At 65.1% G+C, this 22,886-nt stretch carries 29 protein-coding genes, 3 pseudogenes and 1 riboswitch; of the genes and pseudogenes, 25 read left to right on the top strand and 7 right to left on the bottom strand.

The annotated features are described in order from the left end of the window. Positions 1–100: 100 nt before the first annotated feature. On the bottom strand, positions 101–628 hold the full coding sequence (locus tag AS156_RS01155; RefSeq protein WP_066498845.1) for a PRC-barrel domain-containing protein: 528 nt from the start codon (positions 626–628) through the stop codon (positions 101–103). 77 nt (positions 629–705) lie between these two features. Beyond that, positions 706–1,083: a PRC-barrel domain-containing protein gene (locus AS156_RS01150; protein ID WP_066498844.1), complete on the bottom strand. Its 378-nt coding sequence runs from the start codon at positions 1,081–1,083 to the stop codon at positions 706–708. Positions 1,084–1,441: 358 nt separating this feature from the next. Between AS156_RS01150 and AS156_RS01145 the strand changes: the two genes are divergently transcribed. Then, entirely contained in the window at positions 1,442–2,179 is a 738-nt protein-coding gene (locus AS156_RS01145) for a response regulator (protein WP_066498840.1), read from the top strand. A 2-nt stretch (positions 2,180–2,181) separates the two neighbouring features. Beyond that, positions 2,182–3,540, top strand: coding sequence for an ATP-binding protein (locus AS156_RS01140; protein WP_066498839.1), 1,359 nt, complete (start codon positions 2,182–2,184; stop codon positions 3,538–3,540). A gap of 14 nt (positions 3,541–3,554) precedes the next feature. Here AS156_RS01140 and AS156_RS01135 read toward each other — a convergent pair whose 3' ends face one another. Then, positions 3,555–3,767, bottom strand: a complete 213-nt coding sequence (locus AS156_RS01135) for a hypothetical protein (protein ID WP_066498837.1) — start codon at positions 3,765–3,767, stop codon at positions 3,555–3,557. A gap of 311 nt (positions 3,768–4,078) precedes the next feature. On the opposite strand from AS156_RS01135, the gene AS156_RS01130 reads away from it, so the two are divergent. The 7 genes and pseudogenes from AS156_RS01130 (at position 4,079) to thiC (ending at position 9,690) form a co-directional block, all read left to right on the top strand. Next, positions 4,079–4,603 carry a lytic transglycosylase domain-containing protein gene (locus AS156_RS01130; RefSeq protein WP_066499292.1) on the top strand — a complete coding sequence of 175 codons (525 nt, stop codon included), beginning with the start codon at positions 4,079–4,081 and terminating at the stop codon, positions 4,601–4,603. A 164-nt stretch (positions 4,604–4,767) separates the two neighbouring features. Beyond that, positions 4,768–4,925: riboswitch (TPP riboswitch) on the top strand. Continuing rightward, positions 4,913–5,245, top strand: a pseudogene (locus AS156_RS43800) (FAD-dependent oxidoreductase); the annotation flags it as partial. (Overlaps the previous riboswitch by 13 nt.) Position 5,246: 1 nt before the next feature. Further along, positions 5,247–5,931: pseudogene (locus AS156_RS01125) on the top strand (FAD-dependent oxidoreductase); the annotation flags it as partial. Then, positions 5,922–6,119, top strand: a complete 198-nt coding sequence (gene thiS, locus AS156_RS01120; protein ID WP_066498835.1) for a sulfur carrier protein ThiS — start codon at positions 5,922–5,924, stop codon at positions 6,117–6,119. The pseudogene AS156_RS01125 and the gene thiS, both read left to right, overlap by 10 nt. Before the next feature lie 187 nt (positions 6,120–6,306). Further along, positions 6,307–7,089: a thiazole synthase gene (locus tag AS156_RS01115; protein ID WP_066498832.1), complete on the top strand. Its 783-nt coding sequence runs from the start codon at positions 6,307–6,309 to the stop codon at positions 7,087–7,089. After that, positions 7,076–7,684, top strand: a complete 609-nt coding sequence (gene thiE, locus AS156_RS01110; protein WP_066498831.1) for a thiamine phosphate synthase — start codon at positions 7,076–7,078, stop codon at positions 7,682–7,684. Before AS156_RS01115 ends, thiE begins: the two co-directional genes overlap by 14 nt. 140 nt (positions 7,685–7,824) lie before the next feature. Then, the gene (gene thiC, locus AS156_RS01105; protein WP_066498830.1) at positions 7,825–9,690 is read left to right on the top strand and encodes a phosphomethylpyrimidine synthase ThiC; all 1,866 of its coding nucleotides are present in this window, start codon (positions 7,825–7,827) and stop codon (positions 9,688–9,690) included. A gap of 158 nt (positions 9,691–9,848) precedes the next feature. Here thiC and AS156_RS01100 read toward each other — a convergent pair whose 3' ends face one another. Further along, positions 9,849–11,513, bottom strand: a complete 1,665-nt coding sequence (locus tag AS156_RS01100) for a flavin-containing monooxygenase (RefSeq protein WP_245312492.1) — start codon at positions 11,511–11,513, stop codon at positions 9,849–9,851. A 157-nt stretch (positions 11,514–11,670) separates the two neighbouring features. On the opposite strand from AS156_RS01100, the gene AS156_RS01095 reads away from it, so the two are divergent. From AS156_RS01095 to AS156_RS01085, 3 genes are all read left to right on the top strand, one after another. Then, entirely contained in the window at positions 11,671–12,069 is a 399-nt protein-coding gene (locus AS156_RS01095; RefSeq protein WP_066498829.1) for a hypothetical protein, read from the top strand. A gap of 272 nt (positions 12,070–12,341) precedes the next feature. Then, complete coding sequence (locus AS156_RS01090) at positions 12,342–12,821, top strand: NUDIX hydrolase (protein ID WP_066498827.1); 480 nt, start codon at positions 12,342–12,344, stop codon at positions 12,819–12,821. A gap of 66 nt (positions 12,822–12,887) precedes the next feature. Beyond that, positions 12,888–13,400, top strand: a complete 513-nt coding sequence (locus AS156_RS01085; RefSeq protein WP_066498819.1) for a mismatch-specific DNA-glycosylase — start codon at positions 12,888–12,890, stop codon at positions 13,398–13,400. Positions 13,401–13,416: 16 nt separating this feature from the next. On the opposite strand, the gene AS156_RS01080 is transcribed toward AS156_RS01085, so the two are convergent. Both AS156_RS01080 and AS156_RS01075 read right to left on the bottom strand, forming a co-directional pair. Beyond that, positions 13,417–13,851: a hypothetical protein gene (locus AS156_RS01080; RefSeq protein WP_066498817.1), complete on the bottom strand. Its 435-nt coding sequence runs from the start codon at positions 13,849–13,851 to the stop codon at positions 13,417–13,419. Between the two features lie 304 nt (positions 13,852–14,155). Next, positions 14,156–14,641, bottom strand: coding sequence for a DUF4262 domain-containing protein (locus AS156_RS01075; RefSeq protein WP_066498815.1), 486 nt, complete (start codon positions 14,639–14,641; stop codon positions 14,156–14,158). A gap of 195 nt (positions 14,642–14,836) precedes the next feature. Between AS156_RS01075 and AS156_RS43795 the strand changes: the two are divergent. The 4 genes and pseudogenes from AS156_RS43795 to AS156_RS01060 all read left to right on the top strand — a co-directional run. Continuing rightward, positions 14,837–14,967: pseudogene (locus tag AS156_RS43795) on the top strand (YeeE/YedE family protein); the annotation flags it as partial. A 4-nt stretch (positions 14,968–14,971) separates the two neighbouring features. Then, positions 14,972–15,262: YeeE/YedE family protein (locus AS156_RS01070; RefSeq protein ID WP_245312491.1), on the top strand; the 291-nt coding region annotated here is incomplete at its 5' end. 2 nt (positions 15,263–15,264) lie between these two features. Continuing rightward, positions 15,265–15,732, top strand: a complete 468-nt coding sequence (locus AS156_RS01065) for a DUF6691 family protein (protein WP_066498813.1) — start codon at positions 15,265–15,267, stop codon at positions 15,730–15,732. Positions 15,733–15,735: 3 nt separating this feature from the next. Next, the gene (locus tag AS156_RS01060; protein WP_066498810.1) at positions 15,736–16,125 is read left to right on the top strand and encodes a RidA family protein; all 390 of its coding nucleotides are present in this window, start codon (positions 15,736–15,738) and stop codon (positions 16,123–16,125) included. 391 nt (positions 16,126–16,516) lie between these two features. Here the strand turns inward: AS156_RS01060 and AS156_RS01055 are convergent, their stop codons facing one another. Continuing rightward, entirely contained in the window at positions 16,517–17,278 is a 762-nt protein-coding gene (locus AS156_RS01055) for an SOS response-associated peptidase (protein WP_066498807.1), read from the bottom strand. 62 nt (positions 17,279–17,340) lie between these two features. Between AS156_RS01055 and AS156_RS01050 the strand changes: the two genes are divergently transcribed. The 9 genes from AS156_RS01050 (at position 17,341) to AS156_RS01010 (ending at position 22,796) form a co-directional block, all read left to right on the top strand. Then, positions 17,341–17,841, top strand: coding sequence for a hypothetical protein (locus AS156_RS01050; protein WP_066498804.1), 501 nt, complete (start codon positions 17,341–17,343; stop codon positions 17,839–17,841). Positions 17,842–17,967: 126 nt separating this feature from the next. After that, a complete protein-coding gene (locus AS156_RS01045) occupies positions 17,968–18,387 on the top strand; it encodes an NUDIX hydrolase (protein WP_066498803.1) in 420 nt (139 codons plus the stop codon). Between the two features lie 95 nt (positions 18,388–18,482). Further along, a complete protein-coding gene (locus AS156_RS01040; RefSeq protein ID WP_066498798.1) occupies positions 18,483–18,860 on the top strand; it encodes a TIGR02301 family protein in 378 nt (125 codons plus the stop codon). Continuing rightward, entirely contained in the window at positions 18,850–19,506 is a 657-nt protein-coding gene (locus tag AS156_RS01035) for an HAD family hydrolase (protein ID WP_066498794.1), read from the top strand. The genes AS156_RS01040 and AS156_RS01035 overlap by 11 nt, the downstream gene beginning before the upstream one ends. A gap of 152 nt (positions 19,507–19,658) precedes the next feature. Then, the gene (locus AS156_RS01030) at positions 19,659–19,925 is read left to right on the top strand and encodes a hypothetical protein (protein WP_066499286.1); all 267 of its coding nucleotides are present in this window, start codon (positions 19,659–19,661) and stop codon (positions 19,923–19,925) included. A 177-nt stretch (positions 19,926–20,102) separates the two neighbouring features. Beyond that, a complete protein-coding gene (gene ygfZ / locus AS156_RS01025) occupies positions 20,103–20,984 on the top strand; it encodes a CAF17-like 4Fe-4S cluster assembly/insertion protein YgfZ (RefSeq protein WP_066498792.1) in 882 nt (293 codons plus the stop codon). Then, positions 20,981–21,607, top strand: a complete 627-nt coding sequence (locus AS156_RS01020; protein ID WP_066498787.1) for a DNA-3-methyladenine glycosylase I — start codon at positions 20,981–20,983, stop codon at positions 21,605–21,607. Before ygfZ ends, AS156_RS01020 begins: the two co-directional genes overlap by 4 nt. Beyond that, positions 21,604–22,212: an HD domain-containing protein gene (locus AS156_RS01015; protein WP_066498784.1), complete on the top strand. Its 609-nt coding sequence runs from the start codon at positions 21,604–21,606 to the stop codon at positions 22,210–22,212. Before AS156_RS01020 ends, AS156_RS01015 begins: the two co-directional genes overlap by 4 nt. Before the next feature lie 77 nt (positions 22,213–22,289). Next, complete coding sequence (locus tag AS156_RS01010) at positions 22,290–22,796, top strand: tyrosine phosphatase family protein (RefSeq protein ID WP_066498780.1); 507 nt, start codon at positions 22,290–22,292, stop codon at positions 22,794–22,796. Positions 22,797–22,886: the final 90 nt, after the last annotated feature.

Here is a 22,886-nt window from a genome sequence, read left to right as displayed (position 1 = left end):
ACGTCGCCAGATGCGACAGCGGGGCAGCCGGACCCATCCCCGAACAAAAAAGCGCCCGGCATCACCGGGCGCGCTTCTGCTTCCCAGATGACGCCGTGCATTACTCGGTCGAGTACTTGAACTCCGGCATCGCCTTCAGCTCATCCTTGGACGCGCTGAAGACCGCGTGATCCGGATACCAGGGATTCGGCTTCGCCGCCGCCGCGGGCGGCGCCGCGCCGGTCGTGCTGGTCGGCGACATCTTGTTGGCGCTGCCCGTGTTCGACGCGCTGGCGTTCGTATTGACGACAGGCTCGGTCGAGAACTTCACCTTGTCGAGCGGCACGGCGACCAGATGCTCGCCGACGCCGAGGAAGCCGCCGACGCCGATCACCACTGCCTTGATGGTTCCGCCCTTGTCCATCAGGAGGTCGTTGATCGAGCCGACGCTCTCGTTGCTGTCGTTATAGACGCGAAGGCCGACGACCTTCGACGCGCGCCAATTGCCCTGATAGGAGGACGACGACGTGGTCGTCGCCGCAGGAGCCATACCTGCCTTGTCGCTCTTATCCGTCGGTGTCTGCGCGAAAGCAACGCTCGCAAGCAACACGGATCCGGCTACGCCGGCAACGATGGATCTGACTAGCATTGATGGGTTCTCCTCATTCCCAGAATAGATGCGAGGAAAACCCTTGATGTTAGCGACCGTTCCTAAATTGGGTGCGCTCAAAAGCCGCCCCAGTACGGAGGAACACCGTAGAAGCGATGCAGCTCGACTTCCTGCGATCGATCGCCCCAGTCGAAATCCTTGTCGGCGCGGAATGACGGCGCGCGCTTCAACTCGTCGTCGTCGATATCGAGCTCGTAGGCCTCGAACTTCGGATTGTACTGCAGCCGGCCCCACGGCAGCGGAATGAGGTTGGTCCCGATGCCCAGGAAGCCGCCGAAGCTCAGCACGGCGTACGATACCTTCCCCGAAATCTTGTCGATCATCAGCCGCTCGATATGACCGATCATGTCGCCGTTAGGCCGCCGCACCGCCGTGCCCTCGACGCGATCGCTTGCAACCAGTTGATGCGGTCTTGTCTTGGTCTCGACAGTCATCTCACCCTCCCATGCCTGAAAGTGAATCAACGCAACCTCAGGGGGCGGGTTCCGACGGGATGCGACAGGCTTCCTTCCCTTTTGCGCACCGCATCGCCGGCTCGACGCAGGACGAGCTTGCAGGGGATGACGGGCCTTCCCGCGCAAACGGCACCTCCCGGGTGGATCGAGGACCTCCGAACAAGTCACGTCTCGTAGAACTACTGTCGAGATTTCAACGCATTACGCCTTGATGAAATAACGATAACTTTTCAGGAGAGCCCTGACCTGTTAACTGTGACTGCCGGGCAAGATTTCAGAAACATACTGAAACAAGAATTCCTGTGCCGCCTTCCCCGAATCACGGACAAAGAACGGTATGACTCAGGCCACGCCCAACATCCTTGTCGTCGAGGACGACCGCGAAACGCGGGCCCTCATCGCAAAATATCTCCGCACCAATTCCTGCAATGTGACGACGGCGGCAGACGGCCGCGAGATGGCCCGGGCGATGGCCGACCATCGGGTCGATCTGCTGATCCTCGACGTCATGCTGCCGGGCGAGGACGGCCTCAGCCTGTGCCGCAAGGTCCGTGCGGAATCGCAGACCCCGATCATCATGCTGACCGCGCGCGGCGAGGACGTCGACCGCATCCTTGGTCTCGAGATGGGCGCCGACGACTATTTGCCGAAGCCGTTCAACCCGCGCGAGCTGCTGGCCCGGATCAACGCGGTGCTGCGCCGGCAAGCCGCCGCGCGCAACGCCAGCGCGATCGAGGGCGCGACCACGCTGTCGTTCCTCGGCTGGCGGATCGATATCCGCCTGCGCGAGCTGCGCAATCCCGAAGGCGCACGCGTCGCCATGACCAGCGCCGAGTTCGACCTGTTGCGGACCTTCTGCGAGCGGCCAGGCCGCGTGCTGTCGCGTGACAGCCTGCTCGACCTGACGCAGGGCCGCAGCGCCGGCTCGTTCGAGCGTTCGATCGACGTGCTGGTGAGCCGCATCCGCCGCAAGATCGAGCCCGATCCGCAGGAAGCCACGATGATCAAGACGGTGCGCTCCGGCGGCTACATGTTCACACCGAGGGTGGAGGCGGTTGCCGCCACGAGCAACTGACCATGAAACTGCTGCGTGTGCTGAGTCTGCGGGGGATCGGCGCGCAGATCGCGGCGCTGGTGGTCGTGTCGATCGTCGCGCTGCACCTGATCGTCACCGCAAGCTTCCTGATCCATCGCCCGGACCAACCCGACCCGCCGGATCGCTGGCACACCCAGCTCGCCGCCGCCGCACAACTGCTCGCGCATGCCCCGGTCCCGGAGCGGCCGCGGCTGAAGGACGACATCGCGCGCGCCTTCCCGCAGCTCGCGATCGGCGACCTGCCGGCCGATACGACCCCGATGGGCGAACCCGCCGCACCCAGCCTGCACGCGCTGCGCCGGCTCGGTCCCGGCTATCGCGTCTTCACGCTGCCGCATGAGGCCGGCACGGCGCCGCGCGGGGGTGATGTCCGCCGCATCGGCATCCGCCTGCCCGACGGCACCATGATCTCCGCGAACCTGCTGCCCGATCAGCATCTGCGGCCATTCTGGGGCGGCCCGTGGATGATGACCGTGTTGTTCGCCGTCATCAGCGTCACCCTGCTCGGCCTGTGGGCGGCCTGGGCACTGACCGCGCCGCTGTCGTCCTTCGTCAAGGCGGCCGAGACCTTCAGCCTGAGCGGCGCTGCCGAGCCGCTGCCCGAGCGCGGCCCGGAGGAGATCCGCTCGCTCGCCAAGGCGCTCAACCGGATGCGCGAGCGCATCACCGCGCTGATCGACGACCGCACCAAAATGCTGGCCGCGATCAGCCACGATCTGCGCACGCCGATCACGCGGATGCGGCTGCGCGCGGAATTTATCGAGGACGAGACCCATCGTCACCGCATGCTGCGCGACCTCGACCAGATGCGCTCGATGCTGGAATCGGTGCTGTCGTTCCTGCGCAACGACCGCAAGCTCGAGGAGATGACGCTGGTCGACATCGCGAGCACGCTGCACCTCGTCACCGACCAGTTCGCCGACATGGGGCACAAGGTCACCTATGAGGGCCCGCAGCACGCGATGGCGATCGCGCGGCCCGGCGACCTGCATCGCAGCATCACCAATCTGGTGGAGAACGCCGTGCGGTTCGGCGGACAGGTCGCCGTCCGCCTCACATCCGCGCCCGACGGGCTGACCATCGACGTCGAGGACGACGGCCCCGGCATTTCGGATGCGCACAAGGCCAGCGTGCTGGAGCCGTTCGTGCGCGGCGACCATGCGCGCAACATGGACGAGGCCGAGGGCTTCGGCCTCGGCCTGTCGATCGCGAACGCCATCGTGCTCGCGCATGGCGGCACGCTGTCGCTGCACGACCGGAAGCCGCACGGGCTCGTGGTCCGCATCCGGTTGCCGGCGCACCAGCAACCGCAGCCGGCGCCGCAGAAATCCGCGGCCTGATCAGGCTGTCGAGTTCAGGCTGCGAGCGGTGTCGTCAGTTGCTCGTGCTCGTAGATCGCGATCGCCTCGAAGCGATAGTTGCAGGCGCGGCAATTCCACAGATAAGACGTGCGGCCTTCGCCGTGCTCGATCCAGTCCGGGCGCGGGATCGGCTTGCCGCATTGTGCGCAGGGATTCTCGCGAGGCAAAGAACCGGAGTCCCGACGAGCCAGATATTGAGAAGCCATGGCGCATCTCCCTGGTGACGTTTCTAATGTTTTTGAATGGTCAGTCGTGCTGAGCCTGTGCACGCTGCCGAGAGGCAGTGTAGACCTCTGTTGAGTCGTTTGCACGACAATCCCCGTGTAGGCGTGCGGCAAAAATCGGCTCTGACAATTTGAAGCATTTGTCTTCCGATCCCCACTCCCGGGTTCACCGGGGACAAGGTCGGCCATACGACCTTCGCGCGTGCGAAGGTTTTGCCACATTCCTGCCCGCTCTCCGTACCAATGAAGGCGCAGCAATCCCACGCCCATTGAACGGCCTCGAGCGTATCGACATGACCAAGTTGCCCATCCTTGCCTCGTTCGCCGCAATTGCGGTGCTGGCGTCGTGCGCAAGCGCGAACGCGCAATCGCGCGCGCTCTATGAGGCGATGGTCTCGGCCGAGGCCCAGGCCAACCTGGTGCCGGAAGAGCTGGTGCATCGCGTCATCGTCCGCGAGAGCAAGTACCAGCCGAGATTGATCGGGCGCGGCGGCTGCATCGGGCTGATGCAGATCAAGCTCGGGACCGCCCGCGGGCTCGGCTACACGGGTACCGCCGAGGGCCTGCGCGACCCCGCAACCAACCTCAAATACGGCATCAAATACCTCGCCGGCGCTTACCGCGCTGCCAACGGCGATCACAATCGAGCCGTGCGTTATTTCGCAGGCGGGTATTACTATGCCGCAAAGCGCCAGCGCGTCGAGCACCTGAAAGAGGCGAGGCATGTCGGCGAGAGTGCGCCGCCGAAGGCGTTCGCCCGGCAGGAACAGCCGGCCTCCGAGGCAACCGAGGCGAGCGCGGAACAGGCTTCAAAATAAGGGTGATCGCGCCCACGCGTCTCTTGCGCGCGACCTCGCCCGGCCGGTCACCGACTGACCGCTCCGCTCTCACGACATGCGCCGCGCGCACGGCAAGCCCCGCGGCACCGCGGCGCAGTTCCGGGCATAATGCGTTGACACACTCCCCCATCCGCCTACATTAGAGCCGTTCCGAGGGGTGCTCCGATGAGGAGCTGAGATACCGCAAGCTTGGACTTAGCCGATTGGTGACTTGGCCAATTGACGAAATGTCCGGGACCGCGGTGACCCTTTGAACCTGATCCGGGTCATGCCGGCGAAGGGACAGGGATGTACCAGACGTCAAGACCGCGGGGGGAATCCCCCGTTTCCATCATCGGCGCAGGCATAGCAGGTGCCTGGCATGCGCTGTTGCTCGCAGAGGCCGGACACGCCGTTACCCTGCACGAGCGCAGTGACGCGGCGATGACGGAATCCACAAGCCACTGGGCCGGCGGCATGCTGGCGCCGTGGTGCGAGGACGAATCCGCCGAGCCCGTGATCTTCAGGCTCGGCATGCGCTCGCTCAAGCTGTGGCGCGACCATTTTCCGCAAACCCCGTTCAACGGCTCGCTGGTGGTGGCGCATCCGCGCGACCGCGCCGATTTCGAGCGCTTCGCCCGCNCCGCCTCACCACCGGGTATCAGCGGCTGGATGCGCAGGCCGTGAGTGCGCTCGAGCCGTCGCTCGAGGGCCGTTTCCGCGAGGGCCTGTTCTATCCCAACGAGGGCCATGTCGAGCCGCGCCGCGTGCTGCCGCAGCTCCATGCCGCGATCGCGAGGGCGGGCGGCACCATCAAGTTCGGCAGCGATGTCGAGGCCGATGATCTCGACGGTCTCGTGATCGATTGCCGCGGCCTTGTCGCACGCGACCGCGAGCCAACCTTGCGCGGCGTCAAGGGCGAGATGATCATCATCGAGACGTCGGAGGTGGAGCTGTTGCGCCCGGTGCGCCTGATCCATCCGCGCTGGCCGCTCTACGTGATCCCGCGCGGCGACGGCCGCTTCATGCTGGGCGCGACCTCGATCGAATCTGAAGATACCGGCGTCAGCGTGCGCTCGGCGCTGGAGCTGCTCGGCGCGGCCTATGTCGTGCATCCGGCTTTCGGCGAGGCGCGCATCGTCGAATTCGGTGCCGGGCTGCGCCCCGCCTTCCCCGACAATTTGCCGAAAATCCGGATCGAACAGGAACGCATCACGGTGAACGGACTCTACCGTCATGGCTTCCTGCTGGCGCCGGCGCTGGCGGAGCTGACGCTCGCCTATGTGGCGCGCGGCGAAATCGACAACGAGGTGATGCAATGCGCGTGATCGTCAACGGCGAGCAGCGGGATATCAACGCAGCGAGCGTCGGCGCGCTGCTGGCCGAGCTCGACTACGAGGGCACCCATTTCGCGATCGCCGTGAATTACGACGTGGTGCCGAAGAGCCGCTGGGCCGAAACCGCGCTGAACGCCGGCGATGAGATCGAGATCATCACGCCGCGGCAGGGAGGGTGATGGTGGCTAGCGCACACTCCCTCCCCACGTCGTCCCGGCGAAAGCCGGGCCCCATAACCACGACCGGTTATTGCTACGAAGAACGTCGACCCGCGTGCGCCAACGAGAAGCCGCGGTGTATGGGTCCCGGCTTTCGCCGGGACGACGAGTTGAGTCCGGGGCTGAAAGCAGAGGGACACTAAGACAAATGGTCACCTTCTACGGCAAAACCTTCACCTCGCGCCTGCTGATCGGCACGGCCCTCTTCCCCTCGCCCGCGATCATGCAGAACGCGATCCGGGCCTCCGGCGCCAACATCGTCACGGTGTCGCTGCGGCGCGAGGCGGCGGGCGGCAGGACCGGCGACGCGTTCTGGTCGCTGATCCGCGAGCTCGGCGTCACCGTGCTGCCCAACACCGCGGGCTGCCGCAGCGTGAAGGAAGCAGTCACCACCGCCAAGCTCGCGCGCGAATTGTTCGGCACGAGCTGGATCAAGCTCGAAGTGATCGCCGACAACGACACGCTGCAGCCCGACGTGGTCGGCCTGGTGGAGGCCGCCGGCATCCTGCTGAAGGACGGCTTTGAAGTGTTCCCCTATTGCACGGAGGATCTCTCGGTCGCATCGCGTCTCGTCGATGCCGGCTGCAAGGTGGTGATGCCGTGGGCCGCACCGATCGGCAGCGCCAAGGGCATCATCAACCGCGACGCGCTGAAGCTGCTGCGCGACCGGCTGCCCGACATCACGCTGGTGGTCGATGCCGGCCTCGGCGCGCCGTCGCACGCTACCGAGGCGCTCGAGCTCGGCTACGACGCCGTGCTGCTCAACACCGCGATCGCCAAGGCCGCCGATCCCGTCGCGATGGCCAATGCCTTCCGCTTCGGCGTCGAGGCCGGCCGCACCGCCTACGAAGCCGGGCTGATGGAAGCCCGCGACTTCGCCTCCCCGTCCACCCCTGTCGTTGGGACCCCGTTCTGGCATGCCGTATCCTGATCGATTTTATCCTGTCGTCGACAGCCTCAAATGGGTCGAACGCCTGACCAAGCTCGGCGTCGGCACCATCCAGCTCCGCGCCAAGGAGCTCGACGACGGCCAGGCCCTGCAGATTGTCAGCGACGCGCTCGCGATCACCAAGGGCACGCCGACCAAGCTCGTCGTCAACGACTACTGGCGCGCGGCGATCGTCGCCGGCGCCGAGCACCTGCATCTCGGCCAGGAAGACCTCGCGGGAGCCGATCTCTCCGAGATCCGCAAAGCCAGGCTCACGCTTGGCATCTCCACCCATGACGACGCCGAGCTTGCCACCGCGCTCGCGGCCAAGCCCGATTACGTCGCGCTCGGCCCGATCTTCTTCACCACGCTGAAGTCGATGCGGTTCGAGCCGCAGGGCATTCCGAAGATCACCGAGTGGAAGAAGCGGATCGGCACCATCCCCCTTGTCGCGATCGGCGGCATCAAGTTCGAGCACGCGGCCGAGATCTTCGCCGCCGGCGCCGACTCGATCGCCGTCGTCTCAGACGTCACCCAGAACGCCGACCCGGACGCGCGGGTGCGGCAGTGGCTCGGCCTCGACGCGGAGGCCGCGTGATGCAGACAACTCTCACCACCGTCATTGCGAGCGAAGCGAAGCAATCCATGGTTCAGCATATGCTGAGCGATGGATTGCTTCGTCGCTTCGCTCCTCGCAATGACGAAAACAACTGACCGAATTAAAACGGAGGATCCCTCATGAACATCCGCTCCAACCCCGACACCACGCGTCCCGCCGTGACCACCGGCGCGCTGCCCGCCTCGCGCAAGATCTTCGCAACGCCGGAGGCCGCGCCCGATCTGCGCGTGCCGCTGCGCGAGATCATCCTGTCGGAAGGTGCCGGCGAGCCGAACCTGCCGGTCTATGACACCTCGGGCCCCTACACCGATCCGGCTGTGACAATCGACGTCAACACCGGCCTGCCGCGCAATCGTCTCGCCTGGGTCAAGGAGCGCGGCGGCGTCGAGGAATATGAAGGGCGCGTCATCAAGCCGGAGGACAACGGCAATGTCGGCGCCGCGCATGCCGCGAAGGCCTTCACCGCGCATCACAAGCCGCTGCGCGGCCTCGACGGTCACAAGATCACGCAACTTGAGTTTGCCCGCGCCGGCATCATCACCAAGGAGATGATCTACGTCGCCGAGCGCGAGAATCTCGGCCGCAAGCAACAGCTCGAGCGCGCCGAAGCCGCCCTTGCCGACGGCGAAAGCTTCGGCGCGTCGGTGCCGGCCTTCATCACGCCGGAGTTCGTGCGCTCCGAGATCGCGCGGGGACGGGCCATCATCCCGAGCAACATCAACCATGCCGAGCTCGAGCCGATGATCATCGGCCGCAACTTCCTGACCAAGATCAACGCCAATATCGGCAACTCGGCGGTGACCTCGTCGGTCGAGGAAGAGGTCGACAAGATGGTGTGGGCGATCCGCTGGGGCGCCGACACCGTGATGGACCTCTCGACCGGTCGCAACATCCACACCACCCGCGAATGGATCCTGCGCAACTCGCCGGTGCCGATCGGCACCGTGCCGATCTACCAGGCGCTGGAGAAGTGCAACGGCGATCCCGTCCAGCTGACCTGGGAGCTCTACAAGGACACGCTGATCGAGCAGTGCGAACAGGGCGTCGACTACTTCACGATCCACGCCGGCGTGCGGCTGTCCTACATCCACCTCACCGCCAACAGAGTCACCGGCATCGTGTCGCGCGGCGGCTCGATCATGGCGAAGTGGTGCCTGGCGCATCACAAGGAGAGCTTCCTCTACACCCATTTCGACGAGATCTGCGACATCATGCGCAAGTATGACGTCTCGTTCTCGCTCGGCGACGGCCTGCGCCCCGGCTCGATCGCCGACGCCAACGACCGCGCGCAGTTCGCCGAGCTCGAGACGCTCGGCGAACTCACCAAGATTGCCTGGGACAAGGGCTGCCAGGTCATGATCGAAGGCCCCGGCCACGTGCCGATGCACAAGATCAAGATCAACATGGACAAGCAGCTCCAGGAGTGCGGCGAAGCGCCGTTCTACACCCTCGGGCCGCTGACGACGGACATCGCGCCGGGCTACGACCACATCACGTCAGGCATTGGCGCCGCGATGATCGGCTGGTTCGGCTGCGCGATGCTCTGCTACGTCACGCCGAAGGAGCATCTCGGCCTGCCCGACCGCAACGACGTCAAGACCGGCGTCATCACCTACAAGATCGCAGCCCACGCCGCCGATCTCGCCAAGGGTCACCCCGCGGCGCAGCTCCGCGACGACGCGCTGAGCCGCGCCCGCTTCGACTTCCGCTGGGAGGACCAGTTCAACCTCGGCCTCGATCCGGACACCGCGAAGAACTTCCACGACGAGACGCTGCCGAAGGAAGCCCACAAGGTCGCGCATTTCTGCTCGATGTGCGGCCCCAAATTCTGCTCGATGAAGATCACCCAGGACGTTCGCGACTACGCCGCGACGTTGAATGACAGGGAACAGGGCATGGCGCAGATGAGCGCCAAGTTCAAGGAAATGGGAAGCGACGTGTATCTGGATGCGGAGAAGGTGAAGGAGAGCAATCGGGTGTTGTGACCCCTTCTCCACTCGTCATGCCCGGGCTTGCCCCGGGCATCCATCAAAAGCGAAAGGGCCGGGCGAAAGCCCGGCTTTTTTTTGCAATCAGCGTAAGTCCGGATGAACGGAGCGACATCCGCGGCCATGAGGCGTTCCATGTCGCTGCGCCATGCGGGCTACACCGACGCGGCCACAGCCGTCTGCCCACTGCCACCCGCCCCTGCACCAAACTCAATCTCCTGATACCCCCTCTCCGCGACCCCATTTATGATCCCCAAGAACTTCGGCGTGCCTCCGTTGTAGACGAAATAGCGCACCGTGCCCTCTTCGTGGCCGGGGACATTCGAGTTGTAGCCGGTGAACCAGCCCTTGGCTTTGCGCATCAGCATGATCTCGTACATCTTGGCGACGTGCGCGGTCCAGCGCTGCTGCGCCTCTAACGTGGCGTCGGCGCGGGTCAGGCCGCGGTCCCACATGTATTGCAGCAGGCCCGTGCACCAGTTGACGCCGTTCTCGATGCCGCGCGGGAAGTTGGTCGAGGCTGACGCGCTTTGCGGGCCCGTGGGCATCAGCAAATTCGGGAAGCCGTGGACGAGCATGCCGAGGAAGGTGGATGGCGCCTGCTTCCACTTGTCGGCGAGCTTCTCGCCGCCGATGCCCCTGATGTCGATCAGGTCGTAGGCGCCGGTGATGGCGTCGAAGCCGGTGGCGTAGACGATGATGTCGAAGTCGTAGTCGCGCGCCGAGGTCCGCAGGCCCGTCTCGGTGACGCGCACCAGCGGCGTCTCGCTGAGATCGACCAGATGCACATTGTCGCGGTTGTAGGCCTCGAAATATCTGGTCTCCAGCGGCAGGCGCTGCACACCGAAGCCGTGATCCCTGGGGATCAGCTTTTCGGCGACCTTGGGATCGTTGACGCGGCGGCGGATGCGATCGGCGATATATTCCGACAGTTCGGCGTTGGCGGCCTCATCCATGAAAATCTCGCGGAAATTCGCGAGCCAGATGCCGAAGCCGGGCTCGTCGTAGAGTCTGTCCCACAGCTTCAGCCGCTCCTCGCGGCTGACCTCGTAGAAGCCGCGCTTGTCCGGCCCGTGCACGAAACTGCCCGGCGTCAGCGCGCAGGCGGCGAAGATCTCGTCATAGCGCGCGCGGATGTCGGCCATCTCCTCGTCGGAGATCGCGCTGTTGTTGAGCGGCGCGCTCCAGTTCGGCCGGCGCTGGAATACCGTGAGCTCGGCGACCTTGTCCGCGATCTCGCCGATCAACTGGATGCCGGTGGCGCCCGTGCCGATCACGGCCACTCTCTTGCCGGCAAGTTCGACCGGCTCGTGCGGCCAGTAATAGGTATGGAATGAGCGACCCTTGAAGTCGTCGATCCCTTCCACGCGCGGCATCGTCGGCGCGGACAATAGTCCGATCGAGAGCACCACGAAGCGGCAGGTCAGTTCGCGGCCGTCACTGATCCTGAGTTGCCAGAGATCGCGCGCCTCGTCGAAGCGCATCGTCTCGACCTTGCAGTTGAACTGCATGTGCCTGCGCAGGTCGAACTTGTCGGCGACGTAGTTGAGGTAGCGCAAATTCTCTGATTGCCCGGAGAAGCGCTCCTTCCAGTGCCATTCGTCGAGCAGCTCGCGCGAAAACGAGAAGCCGTAGGTGTAGCTCTCGGAATCGAAGCGGCAGCCCGGATAGCGGTTCCAGTACCAGGTGCCGCCGAGATCGGGCGCCGCTTCGAGCACGGTGGCTTCGATGCCGAGATCGACCAGCCGCTTGATCTGGTAGATGCCCGCGACGCCGGCGCCGACGACGATCACCTCGTAATGGGATTTGGCCTCGCCCATGATTTCCCGCTCCGGAATTCTTCTTGATCTGTTTGGCCGGATTACAGACCGTTTTGCCTGATCAGGCAACCGCCGCAGGAAGGCGCAACTTGCGTTGAGGCGCTGCATGCGCCACATCATGCGAACGATTGATCGCCCACACTTCATCGGGATCACAATGACCGCCACTCTGACCGGCGTCTGGGACGGCAGCTACGTTCAGCCTGGCGCAGGCATGGTCACGTTCCTGGCGACGCTGATCGAGACCGGCGGTGCGATCGGCGGAAGCGTGACCGAGCCTTGCATGTCGGCCACCTGCCCGATCAGCACCCACAACGCCTCGATCGCGGGCCATCGTTCCGGCGGCGCGGTCTCGTTCGTCAAGCGTTACGAACCATCAGGCTTCGGCTACCACACGGTGCATTATGAAGGCTCGGTCAATGCCGAGGCGACGGAAATCGACGGGCGCTGGACAATACCGGGGACGTCGGCATCGGGAACGTTTCTGATGGTGCGCGCGACCCGGCCGGCGGAATCGGTCGCGACCGACGAACGGATCAAGGAGCCGGCGCGCTAGCGCGCAGCATGAGATCAGGTGGAGCTGCCGAAGCAGGACCAGACGTCACCTCTCCCTCGGGAGAGGTCGATTTGCGTAGCAAATCGGGTAAGGGGTATCGGTCTATCGGGAGCGCAAAGCCCCTCACCTGGATTGCTCCGACGATGCTCCGCATCGCCGAGCGCAATCCGACCTCTCCCCGACGGGGAGAGGTGAACCGAAGCCGCCGCGTCTGGAAGCGGGTGATGAACCCGTGCCCGGCGGCGTATTGAATCAACTCTTCGGGATCGACCATGGCCAAACGAAGTGCAGGCCTGCTGATGTTTCGCCGCGCACGCGGCGGCCCCGAGGTGCTGCTCGTGCACCCCGGCGGACCGTTCTGGGCGAAGAAGGACGATGGCGCGTGGTCGATCCCGAAGGGCCTGTATCAAGATGACGAAGATCCGCTTGTTGCCGCGAAGCGGGAGTTCGAGGAGGAAACGGGGCAGCGTCCAGCCGGCGTGTTCATCGCACTCGGGGTCTTCAAGCAACCAGGCGGCAAGCAGGTCAGCGCGTGGGCTTTCGAAGGCGAGTTCGACCTGGCGTCGTTCAAGAGCAACATTTTCGAGCTGGAGTGGCCGCCGAAGTCGGGCCGGCTCGCCGAATTCCCCGAGGCCGACCGCGCGGCCTGGTTTCCGATCGAGGATGCATTGCGGAAAGTGACCAAGGGCCAGGTCGCCATTCTCAGCAGTCTGACCGACAGACTGGGACGATCCGAAGACGGTTTGGCTTGATGCGGGGCCGCCGCTATGCTGATGCGGGCATCCGGCCGCCAACGCCCCGCTTCGCTCGTCAACTGAATGCCCGACAACATCTCCCACCGCCTCCCCGACCAGCTCCGCGCCAATCTCCGCCTGGTGTTCGTCGGCACCGCCGCCAGCACACGCTCAGCGGCGGTCGGCCATTACTACGCCCATCCGGGAAATCGCTTCTGGCGCGCGCTGCATGAGGCCGGCATCACGCCGCGCCGATATCAACCGAACGAGTTCGCGGCGCTGCTCGCGCTCGGCATCGGCTTCACCGATCTCTCCAAGACCGGCGCCGGGATGGATCATGAGATCGCCAGGCAGTCGTTCGACGTCATCGGCTTCAGGACGAAGATCGAGACGCATCGGCCGAGAACGATCGCGTTCACCAGTAAGAAGGCGGCGAGCCTGTTTTATCACCGGCCGACCAGCGCGCTCGCGCTCGGCCGGCAGCCGGCGATGAGCGGTTTTCCCGATGTCTTTGTATTGCCGTCACCTTCAGGCGCGGCATCAGGACATTGGACGCTGCAGCCGTGGCGCGAGCTGGCCGCGTGGATCGCGGGATAGGTAGACGAGCTGAGCGTTATTCCTTCAGCGTGATCGCAAGCCCGCTGAGGTCGACATTGGCCATCAGTCCCACCTGCTTGCCGCCCAGTTCCAGGACCGCGCCGTTCGGATTGGTCAGCACGATGCCGCGCACGCCGGCGCCGAGCGCAACGCCCATGCCCGCCGCGGCGTAGACGCCGGCGATATCCTGGGCGCGGCGGATATTGCGGACCCGGCCCTGCAACGTGGTCTGGGAGCCGCCGAAGACGAGGCCGTAGTCCAGCCCGCCGGCGGTGAGCCCGTAGGTCTTGCCGTGGAAGGTCATGACACCCTTGCCGACGGAGCCGCCGAAGATCCAGCCGCCCTTGAAGATGACCAGCGTCACGGCCGCCTCGTCAGCCCGGGCGGCGGACGATCCGGTGAGCAGCGCCAGCGCGAACAGCGCGGCGCGGGCGACGGATGACAATCTCATGGGAAGTTCTCCGAACGACGTGTGGGGGGAGATCGATTCGCACCAAGCTTATCGATGGGCAACTCGGTTGAAATGCCTGCTCGGCATGTTGGAGGTTGGACTTATCCCAGTTGTCTAGCATCGGGCCGCGCCCTGCGCGAACACATTCGCGCGCGCGACGGATAGTCGTCGCGGCCTGATGCAAGCTCGCAACGCTCATGCAGGCTTGCAAGGCTGCCGTAATGTAAGTGAATGAATCAAGGCGCGACGAAAGGCGTCGGCTGCGGCTCAGCGCGCCAAGGCGCATCCGGATCGGGCTTCGCTCTCACGAGAGCGATCGCAGCACCGGCTGATACTTTTTCAACCTGACGTCATACCCACTCTCCCACGGGAAGCGTCCATCGAGGTCCGCCCAGACCATTTCCAGGATCGGAAACGGCCGCCGCGTGATGCCGTAGAACCACAGCGCGGTTCCGAAATAGGGTCGGTATGCGCTGCCGGGGACACGCGCGAAGCACAGCCGGCGGTCGACCAGCAGATCGTCGCAGACATCGCCATCGGAATAGATGTGGCCGGTTGCCGCGCGGGCACGCACCTCGTTGATGACATTGGCCGCGTCGCGCCGGTCGAGCCCGAAGATCGCTAGTTCGGCCTGGGCAAAGTTGAGATACAGGCCGACCGAGAACGCGTATTCCGGCTCGCTTCCGTTGGAGAGGACCTGCACGATGTGACATCCATGCGTGCGAACGTCATCCAGGATCTTTTCGTCAACTTCGCTCTCGGCGGGCGGCCATTTGAATTGGTCCTGCATCGGCGTCCCGTTGGATGGCCCATAATGCTGGCGGAGGCCTAAGCGTAGTTCGCCCTATGCCGTCCGGCAATCGATGGCGCAGCGCATGCTCGTTCAATTTGGCTTTGTCATCCGCAGGCAAGGCGCGGTATCCTTGCCAGGCAAGCGACGGCTGCCCGATCGCTTCGCAAGGGTTTCACCGCAGGGCCCGCTGCCATGCATAACTTCACCCCACTCTCCGGTTTCCTCGGCGGCGCGCTGATCGGGCTCGCCGCGGCGTTGCTGATGCTACTGACCGGGCGGATCGCCGGCGTCAGCGGTGTTCTCGGCGGCGTGCTGCAAGCCGGNNNNGCCGATCGCAACTGGCGGATCGCCTTCGTCGCGGGGCTGATTGCGGCGCCCCTGGTCGCGGCGCTGTTCGGTGCGCCGCTGCCACGGCCGGTGATGACATCGAGCCTCGCGGTGATCGCGACCGCCGGCCTGCTGGTCGGGTTCGGCACCCGCATGGGCAATGGCTGCACCTCCGGCCACGGCGTCTGCGGCTTCGCGCGGCTGTCGGTGCGCTCGATCGCGGCGACCTGCATCTTCATGCTTACGGCGTTCGCGACGGTCGCGATCGTCAGGCACGGACTGGGAGGCTAGCGATGCCGGCTGTCGTTGCCAGTTTCGTCTGCGGGCTGATCTTCGGCGCGGGGCTGCTGATCTCGGGCATGACCGATCCGCAGAAGGTGCTCGGCTTCCTCGACATCTTCGGCGCCTGGGATGCGACGCTCGCCTTCGTGATGGCCGGCGCGGTCGCAGTGACCGCGGCCGGCTTCGCGATCGCGCGAAACCGCACCGCGCCGGTGGTCTCGGCCGGCTTCCTCTGGCCCGATCGCAGCGACATCGATGCGCCGCTGGTCGCCGGCGCCGTGCTGTTCGGCATCGGCTGGGGCCTCGTCGGCATCTGCCCGGGCCCCGCGCTAGTCAATCTCGCCGGCCTTTCGCTGCCGATCGTGGTGTTCGTCGTCGCGATGATCGCGGGCATGATCGGCTACGAGTTCTGGCGCCGGCGTGCCGCCGTGCCGAGCGCCGTGCAAAGCCCTCCCATTCCCTCTCGCGCAGACGGGTGACCCATGACAGCGATCAAGCACTTCCCGCCGCCGGCCGGCATCAAGGCCCCGCCGCTCTCGTTCGGCGCCCGCGTCGGCGATCTCCTGTTCATCTCGGGCATTCCCGGCTTCGACGCGAACGGCGGGCTGCCCGACGGCTTCGAGGCGCAGTTCGCCAATGTCGTCACCAACTTCAAGCGCGTGCTTGACGAGGCCGGCGCCACCATGCGCGACCTCGTCAAGGTCAACGTGCTGCTGACGCGCGCGCAAGACGTCGCCACGATGAACGCGCTCTACGCCGGCGCATTCGGTCCGCCGCCCTATCCCGCGCGCACCACCTGCGTGGTGGTTGCGTTGCCCAATCCGAAGATGTTGATCGAGATCGAGGGCGTAGCGTCGGTGAAGGGGCCGTAACCCGTCGCGCAGGGAAAGCCGGGATGCTTCCGGTTACACCTGTGATCCTGCCTCCCGTGCTTTTTTTGTTGCACGGACCCATGGGGGCGATCGGCGCCCGGCTTTCCCTGCGCCCTCTCTGAAGATAGGGCGAAAACGAGAAGCAAGGCTCGGACAATTCACGTCGCGAGGATTCCGATGCATGTCGCAGGCGTCACCACAAACTCGCTGTCGTCCCTGCGAAAGCAGGGACCCATAACCACGAATGTCTATCGCTGAGCGAAGCTGGAACGACGAGTCCCGTTCACAACACCCGCCGCGGAGTATGGGTCCCTGCTTTCGCAGGGACGACGATGTGGAGAAGGCGGAGTGCTTCCATCTTGGCCGCTCTGCACGGCTCCTCTAGCAATCGCTAGAACAACGACCCCTGCCCGTCATCCTCCGGCGCGGGCGCCTTGCGCGGCGCGGGCTTCTTCGGCGGCGGGGCTTCCTCGGCGGCGATTTCGTCCGCGGTCATCGGCAGCGTCAGTTGCGCATCATCGTTGGCAAAGCTGTTCACCCGTGTCGTGACCTGGTGCCAGGCGAACTCGCCGACGTCGGGGCCCTTCAGCAGCGGCATCACATCGTCGACATCATTGGGCAGGCAGTCGAGCCAGCGCGCGAAATCATCGGGCCTGATGGTCACGGGCACGCGGTGATGCAATGTCGCGAGATCGCGGCTTGCCGGCGCGGTGACGATCGCAACCGTGTCCTGCTCCTCGCCGTTCGGGCCCATCCAGGTCTCGGCGAGCGCGGCAAAGGCGAGCGGATGGCCGTCGCGGCGATGGATGAAGAACGGCCGCTTGCGGCCGCCGGCGTCCTGCCATTCGTAATAGCCGTCGGCCGGGATCAGCGCGCGGCGGCGCTTGATCGCGTTCTTGAACGCGGGCTTCTCGCGCACGGTCTCGGAGCGGGCGTTGATCAAAAGCGAAAACGTGCGCGGGTCCTTGACCCAGGACGGGATCAGGCCCCAGCGCATCAATTGAAAATGCCGGCCGCCATTGTCCAGGATCACGACGGGGATCGGCTGGGTCGGCGCAACATTATACCGCGGCGGAAAATTCGGCTGCTCGATATAGCCGAATATCTGCCGCAACGCCGCCGGCGGCGAGGTGATCACAAAGCGTCCGCACATATCCCGTCCAGAGTGGTATTCGTTTATTGCCCTTTAACCCGGACCGCCGAAGACTGCGACAGATGACCTCAACGGCCGCCATAGCGGGCTCATCCCCGCGACCGACGCACCCCGACGAGGCGCGGGCCGCGCAGTTACGCGCCGCCAACATCAATCCCCGCACCGGGCTTGCGACCGACTACCTCAATCACTTCAACGAAGCCATCATGTTGCTGGAGATGATTCCGGACATGCCGGAATGCGCCAGCGATTTCCTGGAATGGCGGCCGCTGTCCTATGCCGAGCATTTCACCGCGTCGAGCTTCCGGGCGCGCGATCTCGCGATCGAGGCCTATCAGACGGCCAATGCGGAGATTCGCGCCGAATTCGACCAGCTCACCAACAACATGACGCGCATCCTGCTCGAGGTCGGCGCGGCGATGCGCCAGTTGCAGCAGGACAAGAACCGGGTCGCGCTCGCCGAGCAGGCGATCGTCTGGGTCAAGCCGCTGGTGATGCTGACCGCCGGGGTCATCAACGGTACCGCAGAGGCTGACGTCGACAGCATCATGGCGAGCGCCTGACTTATGGGGCATGATGGCATCCCTTATTTGAGCATGATCTCCGCGCAAACGCGTTCCGCGTTTGTCGCGAGCGAGAACCGGCCTCCACTTTTCCGGATCACGCTCTGAAACAGGTTTCCGATTGCCTTGACCTCTCCTGAACCCCCGATCCGTCCGCAGCTCGCCGTCTCCGGCGTGATCTTCCGCGAAGGCAAGGTGCTGCTGGTGCGCCGCGCCCGCTCGCCCGGCAAAGGCTTCTATTCGCTGCCCGGCGGCCGGGTCGAATTCGGCGAATCCCTGCACACCGCCCTGCACCGCGAGGTCGACGAGGAGACAGGGCTGCGGATCGAAATCCTCGGCCTCGCCGGCTGGCGCGAGGTGCTGCCGACCGACCCCGGCACCGGGCATTACCTGATCATGTCGTTCGCGGCGCGCTGGGCGTCGCGGGAACCGGTGCTGAACGACGAGCATGACGATTTCAAATGGCTGCGGCCTGAGGAGATCGGCGACCTCAAGGTCACCGGCGGGCTCCACGAGGTCATTGCGGCCGCCAGGCGGCTGGTTTGAGGACCGATTCGGGGCCAAGGTGCGCCTTGCCGCCGCTTGGCCGCCTTGCCTCTGGCGCATTGAGGGGGCATACCACGGCCATTCTGGAACCCCTGATGCCCAAAGCGATTTTCGCCGTTCTGATCCTGCTGTCGGCATGCCTTTCGGCGCCCACCCGGGCGCAGGACGCGGCTGCGCCGTTCGACGGTGACCTGCAGCGGCTGGCCGAGATCCTCGGCACCCTGCACTATTTGCGGGGCATCTGCGGCGCCAATGAAGGGGCCAAATGGCGGAACGAGATGCAGGCGCTGATCGACGCGGAAACCCCTTCCGGCGACCGCCGCGCTCGCATGATCGCCGGCTTCAACCGCGGCTATAACGGGTTCCAGCAGACCTACCGCACCTGCACCCCGGCGGCCGCCGTGGCGATCCGCCGCTACATCGAGGAGGGTTCGAAAATCTCGCGCGACCTGACGGCCCGATATGCCAACTGAGCCCGCAATCTTCTTCGACCTCGACGGCACGCTGACCGATCCGAAACCCGGCATCACCGGCTCGATCCAGTATGCGCTGCACAGGCTGGGCCAGCCGGTTCCCTCGCAGGACGAGCTGACCTGGTGCATCGGGCCTCCGTTGCGGGCAAGTTTCGTGATGCTGCTCGGCGGCGAGGAACTCGCCGATCGCGCGATAGAGCTCTACCGGGAGCGATTCGGCGATGTCGGGCTGTTCGAGAACGCGGTCTACCCCGATATCGCGCAGGTGCTGGCCGCGCTGCGATCGTCGCCGCGCCGGATGTTCGTGGCGACCTCCAAGCCGCATGTGTTCGCGAAGCGGATCGTCGCGCATTTCGGCCTGGACGGCCATTTCGATCACGTGTTCGGGTCGGAGCTCGACGGCACGCGCGTCAACAAGGTCGAGCTGCTGGCCTATGCGCTTGAAGAAACCGGGGTGGATCCGGCCCAGGCGGTCATGATTGGCGACCGCAGCCACGACGTGGTCGGGGCCAAAAGGAACGGCATCCGCGCGATCGGCGTCACGTATGGCTACGGCACGGCGGAGGAACTGACCGAGGCCGGTGCGAGCCACCTGTGCGCCTCGCCGCGGGCGGTGCTGGACCATATCCACAGCTCATTGGGGTGAGCCACAGCCGGCGCCCGGAATTCCCCTTTAAATGCCGGGCCGGCCGTTAACCCTTCTTAAAGATATGGCTAGGCGGTACCCGCATGCGTGATACATCTCGACCGTCACGTAGTGGTTCGCCCCCGGACCGCTCATCCATTTTGATGAGTTTCATGCGCCATCCAGCGTCGTTCTCCCTTCACCAAAACCCCCGGCCCGATCACGAGCAGAAGCAGGCGGCGCTGGGCTACCTCAACGAGGCCTGGGCGGAAGCGCGTCATGACGGCGTCGACGGCGACTGCCTGGCGCAGGCGAGCCTGTTTGCGGCGCTGGCCGAGCTTGTCTCCACTTATGGCGAGGATGCGGTGGCCAAGTTCGCCGAAGGTCTTGGCGCGCGCGTGCGCAACGGCGAATTCTCGCTGACGCTGGCCCGGCAGTAGCCGTTACGGCTCTGGGCCTCGCGGGAATGCACCCGCCTATCCGGCGATGACGTTCTTGACGCTCGCTTTCCACAGCCGTTCGGGCCTTGTTCGGTGCACGCGAGCGCCTTAGCTTGGCAGGGGATGCTCGCGGCCTGCGCGTCTCCCAACGAACCTGGAAAAGAGCCAATTTTGCGAATGAAAGCAGCGTTTCTTCCGGATCGGGGCGTGATCAGGGTCACTGGCGAGGACGCCCGCAACTTCCTCAACGGCCTCATCACCGCGGACATCGCCGAGCTGCGTCCGGGACAGGCACGGTTCGGCGCGCTGTTGACGCCGCAGGGCAAGATCATCGTCGACTTTCTGATCACCGAGCTCGCGGCCGACTTCGGCGGCGGCTTCCTGATCGACGCGCCGCGCGCGCTCGCCAAGGGCCTCGCCGACAAGCTCAGCTTTTACAAGCTGCGCGCGAAGGTCGCGGTCGAAGATTTCTCCGACCGTCTCGGTGTGCTGGCAGTGTGGGACGGCGAGCCGGTAAGAAAGGCGGACTTCGCGTTCATCGATCCCCGTGATGCAGCGCTTGGCTGGCGTTTCCTGATCCCGGAAGATTCGAAAGAGGATGTCGCCGATCTCGCTGGTGCCGACCTCGTGGACAGCGCGGCCTACGACGCGCATCGCATCGCGACCGGCGTGCCGCGCGGCGGGCTCGACTTCATGTATGGCGACGCCTTCCCGCATGAGACCAACATGGATCACCTCCACGGCGTCGACTTCGACAAGGGTTGCTATGTCGGCCAGGAGGTGGTCTCGCGCATGCAGCACCGCGGCACGGCGCGCACCCGCACGGTGAAGATCATCCTCGACGGCCCCTCGCCCGAAGCCGGCGCAACGATCCTGGCCGGCGAGAAACAGGTCGGCACCATCGGTTCGACCGCAGGCAAAAATGGCCTGGCATTAGTCCGCATCGACCGCGTCGCCGACGCGCTCGACGCAGGGCTGTCGCTGACCGCGGGCGGCCTGTCGCTTCATCTCGCCGAGCCTGACGTCGTTCGCGCCTCACCCAAGAAGACCGTCGCATGAGCCGCGCCGCACAATTGCATCCGGACGGCAAGACGCGCTGCCCGTGGCCGGGAGAGGATCCGTTCTACGTCGCCTATCACGACACCGAATGGGGCGTGCCCGAATACGACGACCGCGCGCTCTACGAAAAGCTGATCCTCGACGGCTTCCAGGCCGGCCTGTCCTGGATCACCATCCTGCGCAAGCGCGACAACTTCCGCAAAGCCTTCGACGACTTCCAGCCCGAGAAGATCGCGCGCTACAGCGACAAGAAGGTCCACGCGCTGATGAACGATGCCGGCATCGTCCGCAACCGCGCCAAGATCGAAGGCGCGATCGCCAGCGCCAAATCGTATCTGGAGATCATGGAGAAGGGTCCCGGCTTCTCGAAGCTGCTGTGGGACTTCGTCGACGGCAAGCCGAAGGTCAACCAGTTCAAGACCACCGCGAGCGTGCCGGCCTCGACGCCGGTCTCGATCAAGGTGTCCAAGGATCTCGGTGCGCGCGGCTTCAAGTTCGTCGGTCCGACCATCGTCTATGCCTTCATGCAGGCGACCGGCATGGTCAACGATCATCTCGTCACCTGCTTCTGTCACCAGGCCTGCAGCGGCAAGCTCCGCGCACCGCGGCTCAAGACGAAATGACCGCGCGCAGATCGGTCGAATCCGTCCGTGCCTGGCAGCGGATGCTGTCCGGCCGCCGGCTCGACCTGCTCGACCCGTCGCCGCTCGATATCGAGATCGTCGACATCGCGCACGGGCTGGCGCGGGTGGCGCGCTGGAACGGCCAGACCAGCGGCGCGCATATCTTCTCGGTGGCGCAGCACACGCTTCTGGTCGAAGCCGTGCTGCGCCAGCAGATGCCGCGCGTCGATGCGCGTTTCCGGCTGGCCGCGCTGCTGCACGACGCGCCGGAATACGTCATCGGCGACATGATCTCGCCGTTCAAGGCGGTGCTCGGCGGCGACTACAAGGTGGTGGAGAAGCGGCTGTTGTCCGCGATCCATATCCGGTTCGGACTGCCAGCGGTGCTCGCGGACGAGATCACCCAGCAGATCAAGGCCGCCGATCGCGGCGCCGCCTATCTCGAGGCGACGTATCTTGCGGGATTTTCAGAGAGCGAAGCCAAGCGCCTGTTCGGCCGCGATCCCGGTTTGCCCGAGGCGACCGAGCGCGACTATCTGACGCCATGGACCGCCGCCAGGGCCGAGAAACAGTTCCTCGAACGCTTCAAGTCGCTGCACGGCTGACCGGCCGCAGCGGCTTTCACCCTCCTCCGTACGGGCCTATAATTGCCGGGACAGAGAGAAGAATTTCAGGAACCATCATGCTCCACGTCTGCTCGCTTGCCGCGCTCCCCGACACGGTCAGGGCCACGGGTGCCAGCCATGTGCTCACCGTGATGGCCAATGTCGATCAGGTGCTGCGGCCGCCATCCGTACTTCCCGCCCACCACCTGAAAGTGTCGATGGACGACATCACGGAAGCGATGGACGGCTTCGTCGCGCCCAATGAGGCGCATATCGAGCAGGTGCTGAGCTTCGTGCGCGGCTGGGACCGTCGTGCGCCGATGGTGGTCCACTGCTATGCCGGCATCAGCCGGTCGACCGCGAGCGCGTTTGCCGCGGCCTGCGCGCTCAATCCGCAACGCGATGAAATGGCGATCGCTCGGCTGATCCGCGACGCCTCGCCGATCGCGGCCCCCAACCGGTTGATCGTCAGCCTCGCCGACAAGGCGCTGGGCCGTGACGGCCGGATGCTGCGCGCGCTCGATGCGATGGGTCCGGGCAGCATGAGCGTCGAAGGCCGCCCGTTCCGCATCGATCTGGAATAGCAAAAACTCGTCACGCCCGATCGTTTGAACTTCCAGCCCCTCAGGCTGCACAAAAGACATTGCGACGGGCCGCTGGCTGGCCAAGAGTCC

The sequence above is a fragment of the Bradyrhizobium macuxiense genome (assembly GCF_001542415.1).
In the GTDB taxonomy this organism is placed as follows: Bacteria; Pseudomonadota; Alphaproteobacteria; order Rhizobiales; family Xanthobacteraceae; genus Bradyrhizobium; species Bradyrhizobium macuxiense.
Note: the sequence above shows the minus strand (reverse complement) of the source record. Positions and strands in the feature narration are given on the sequence as shown.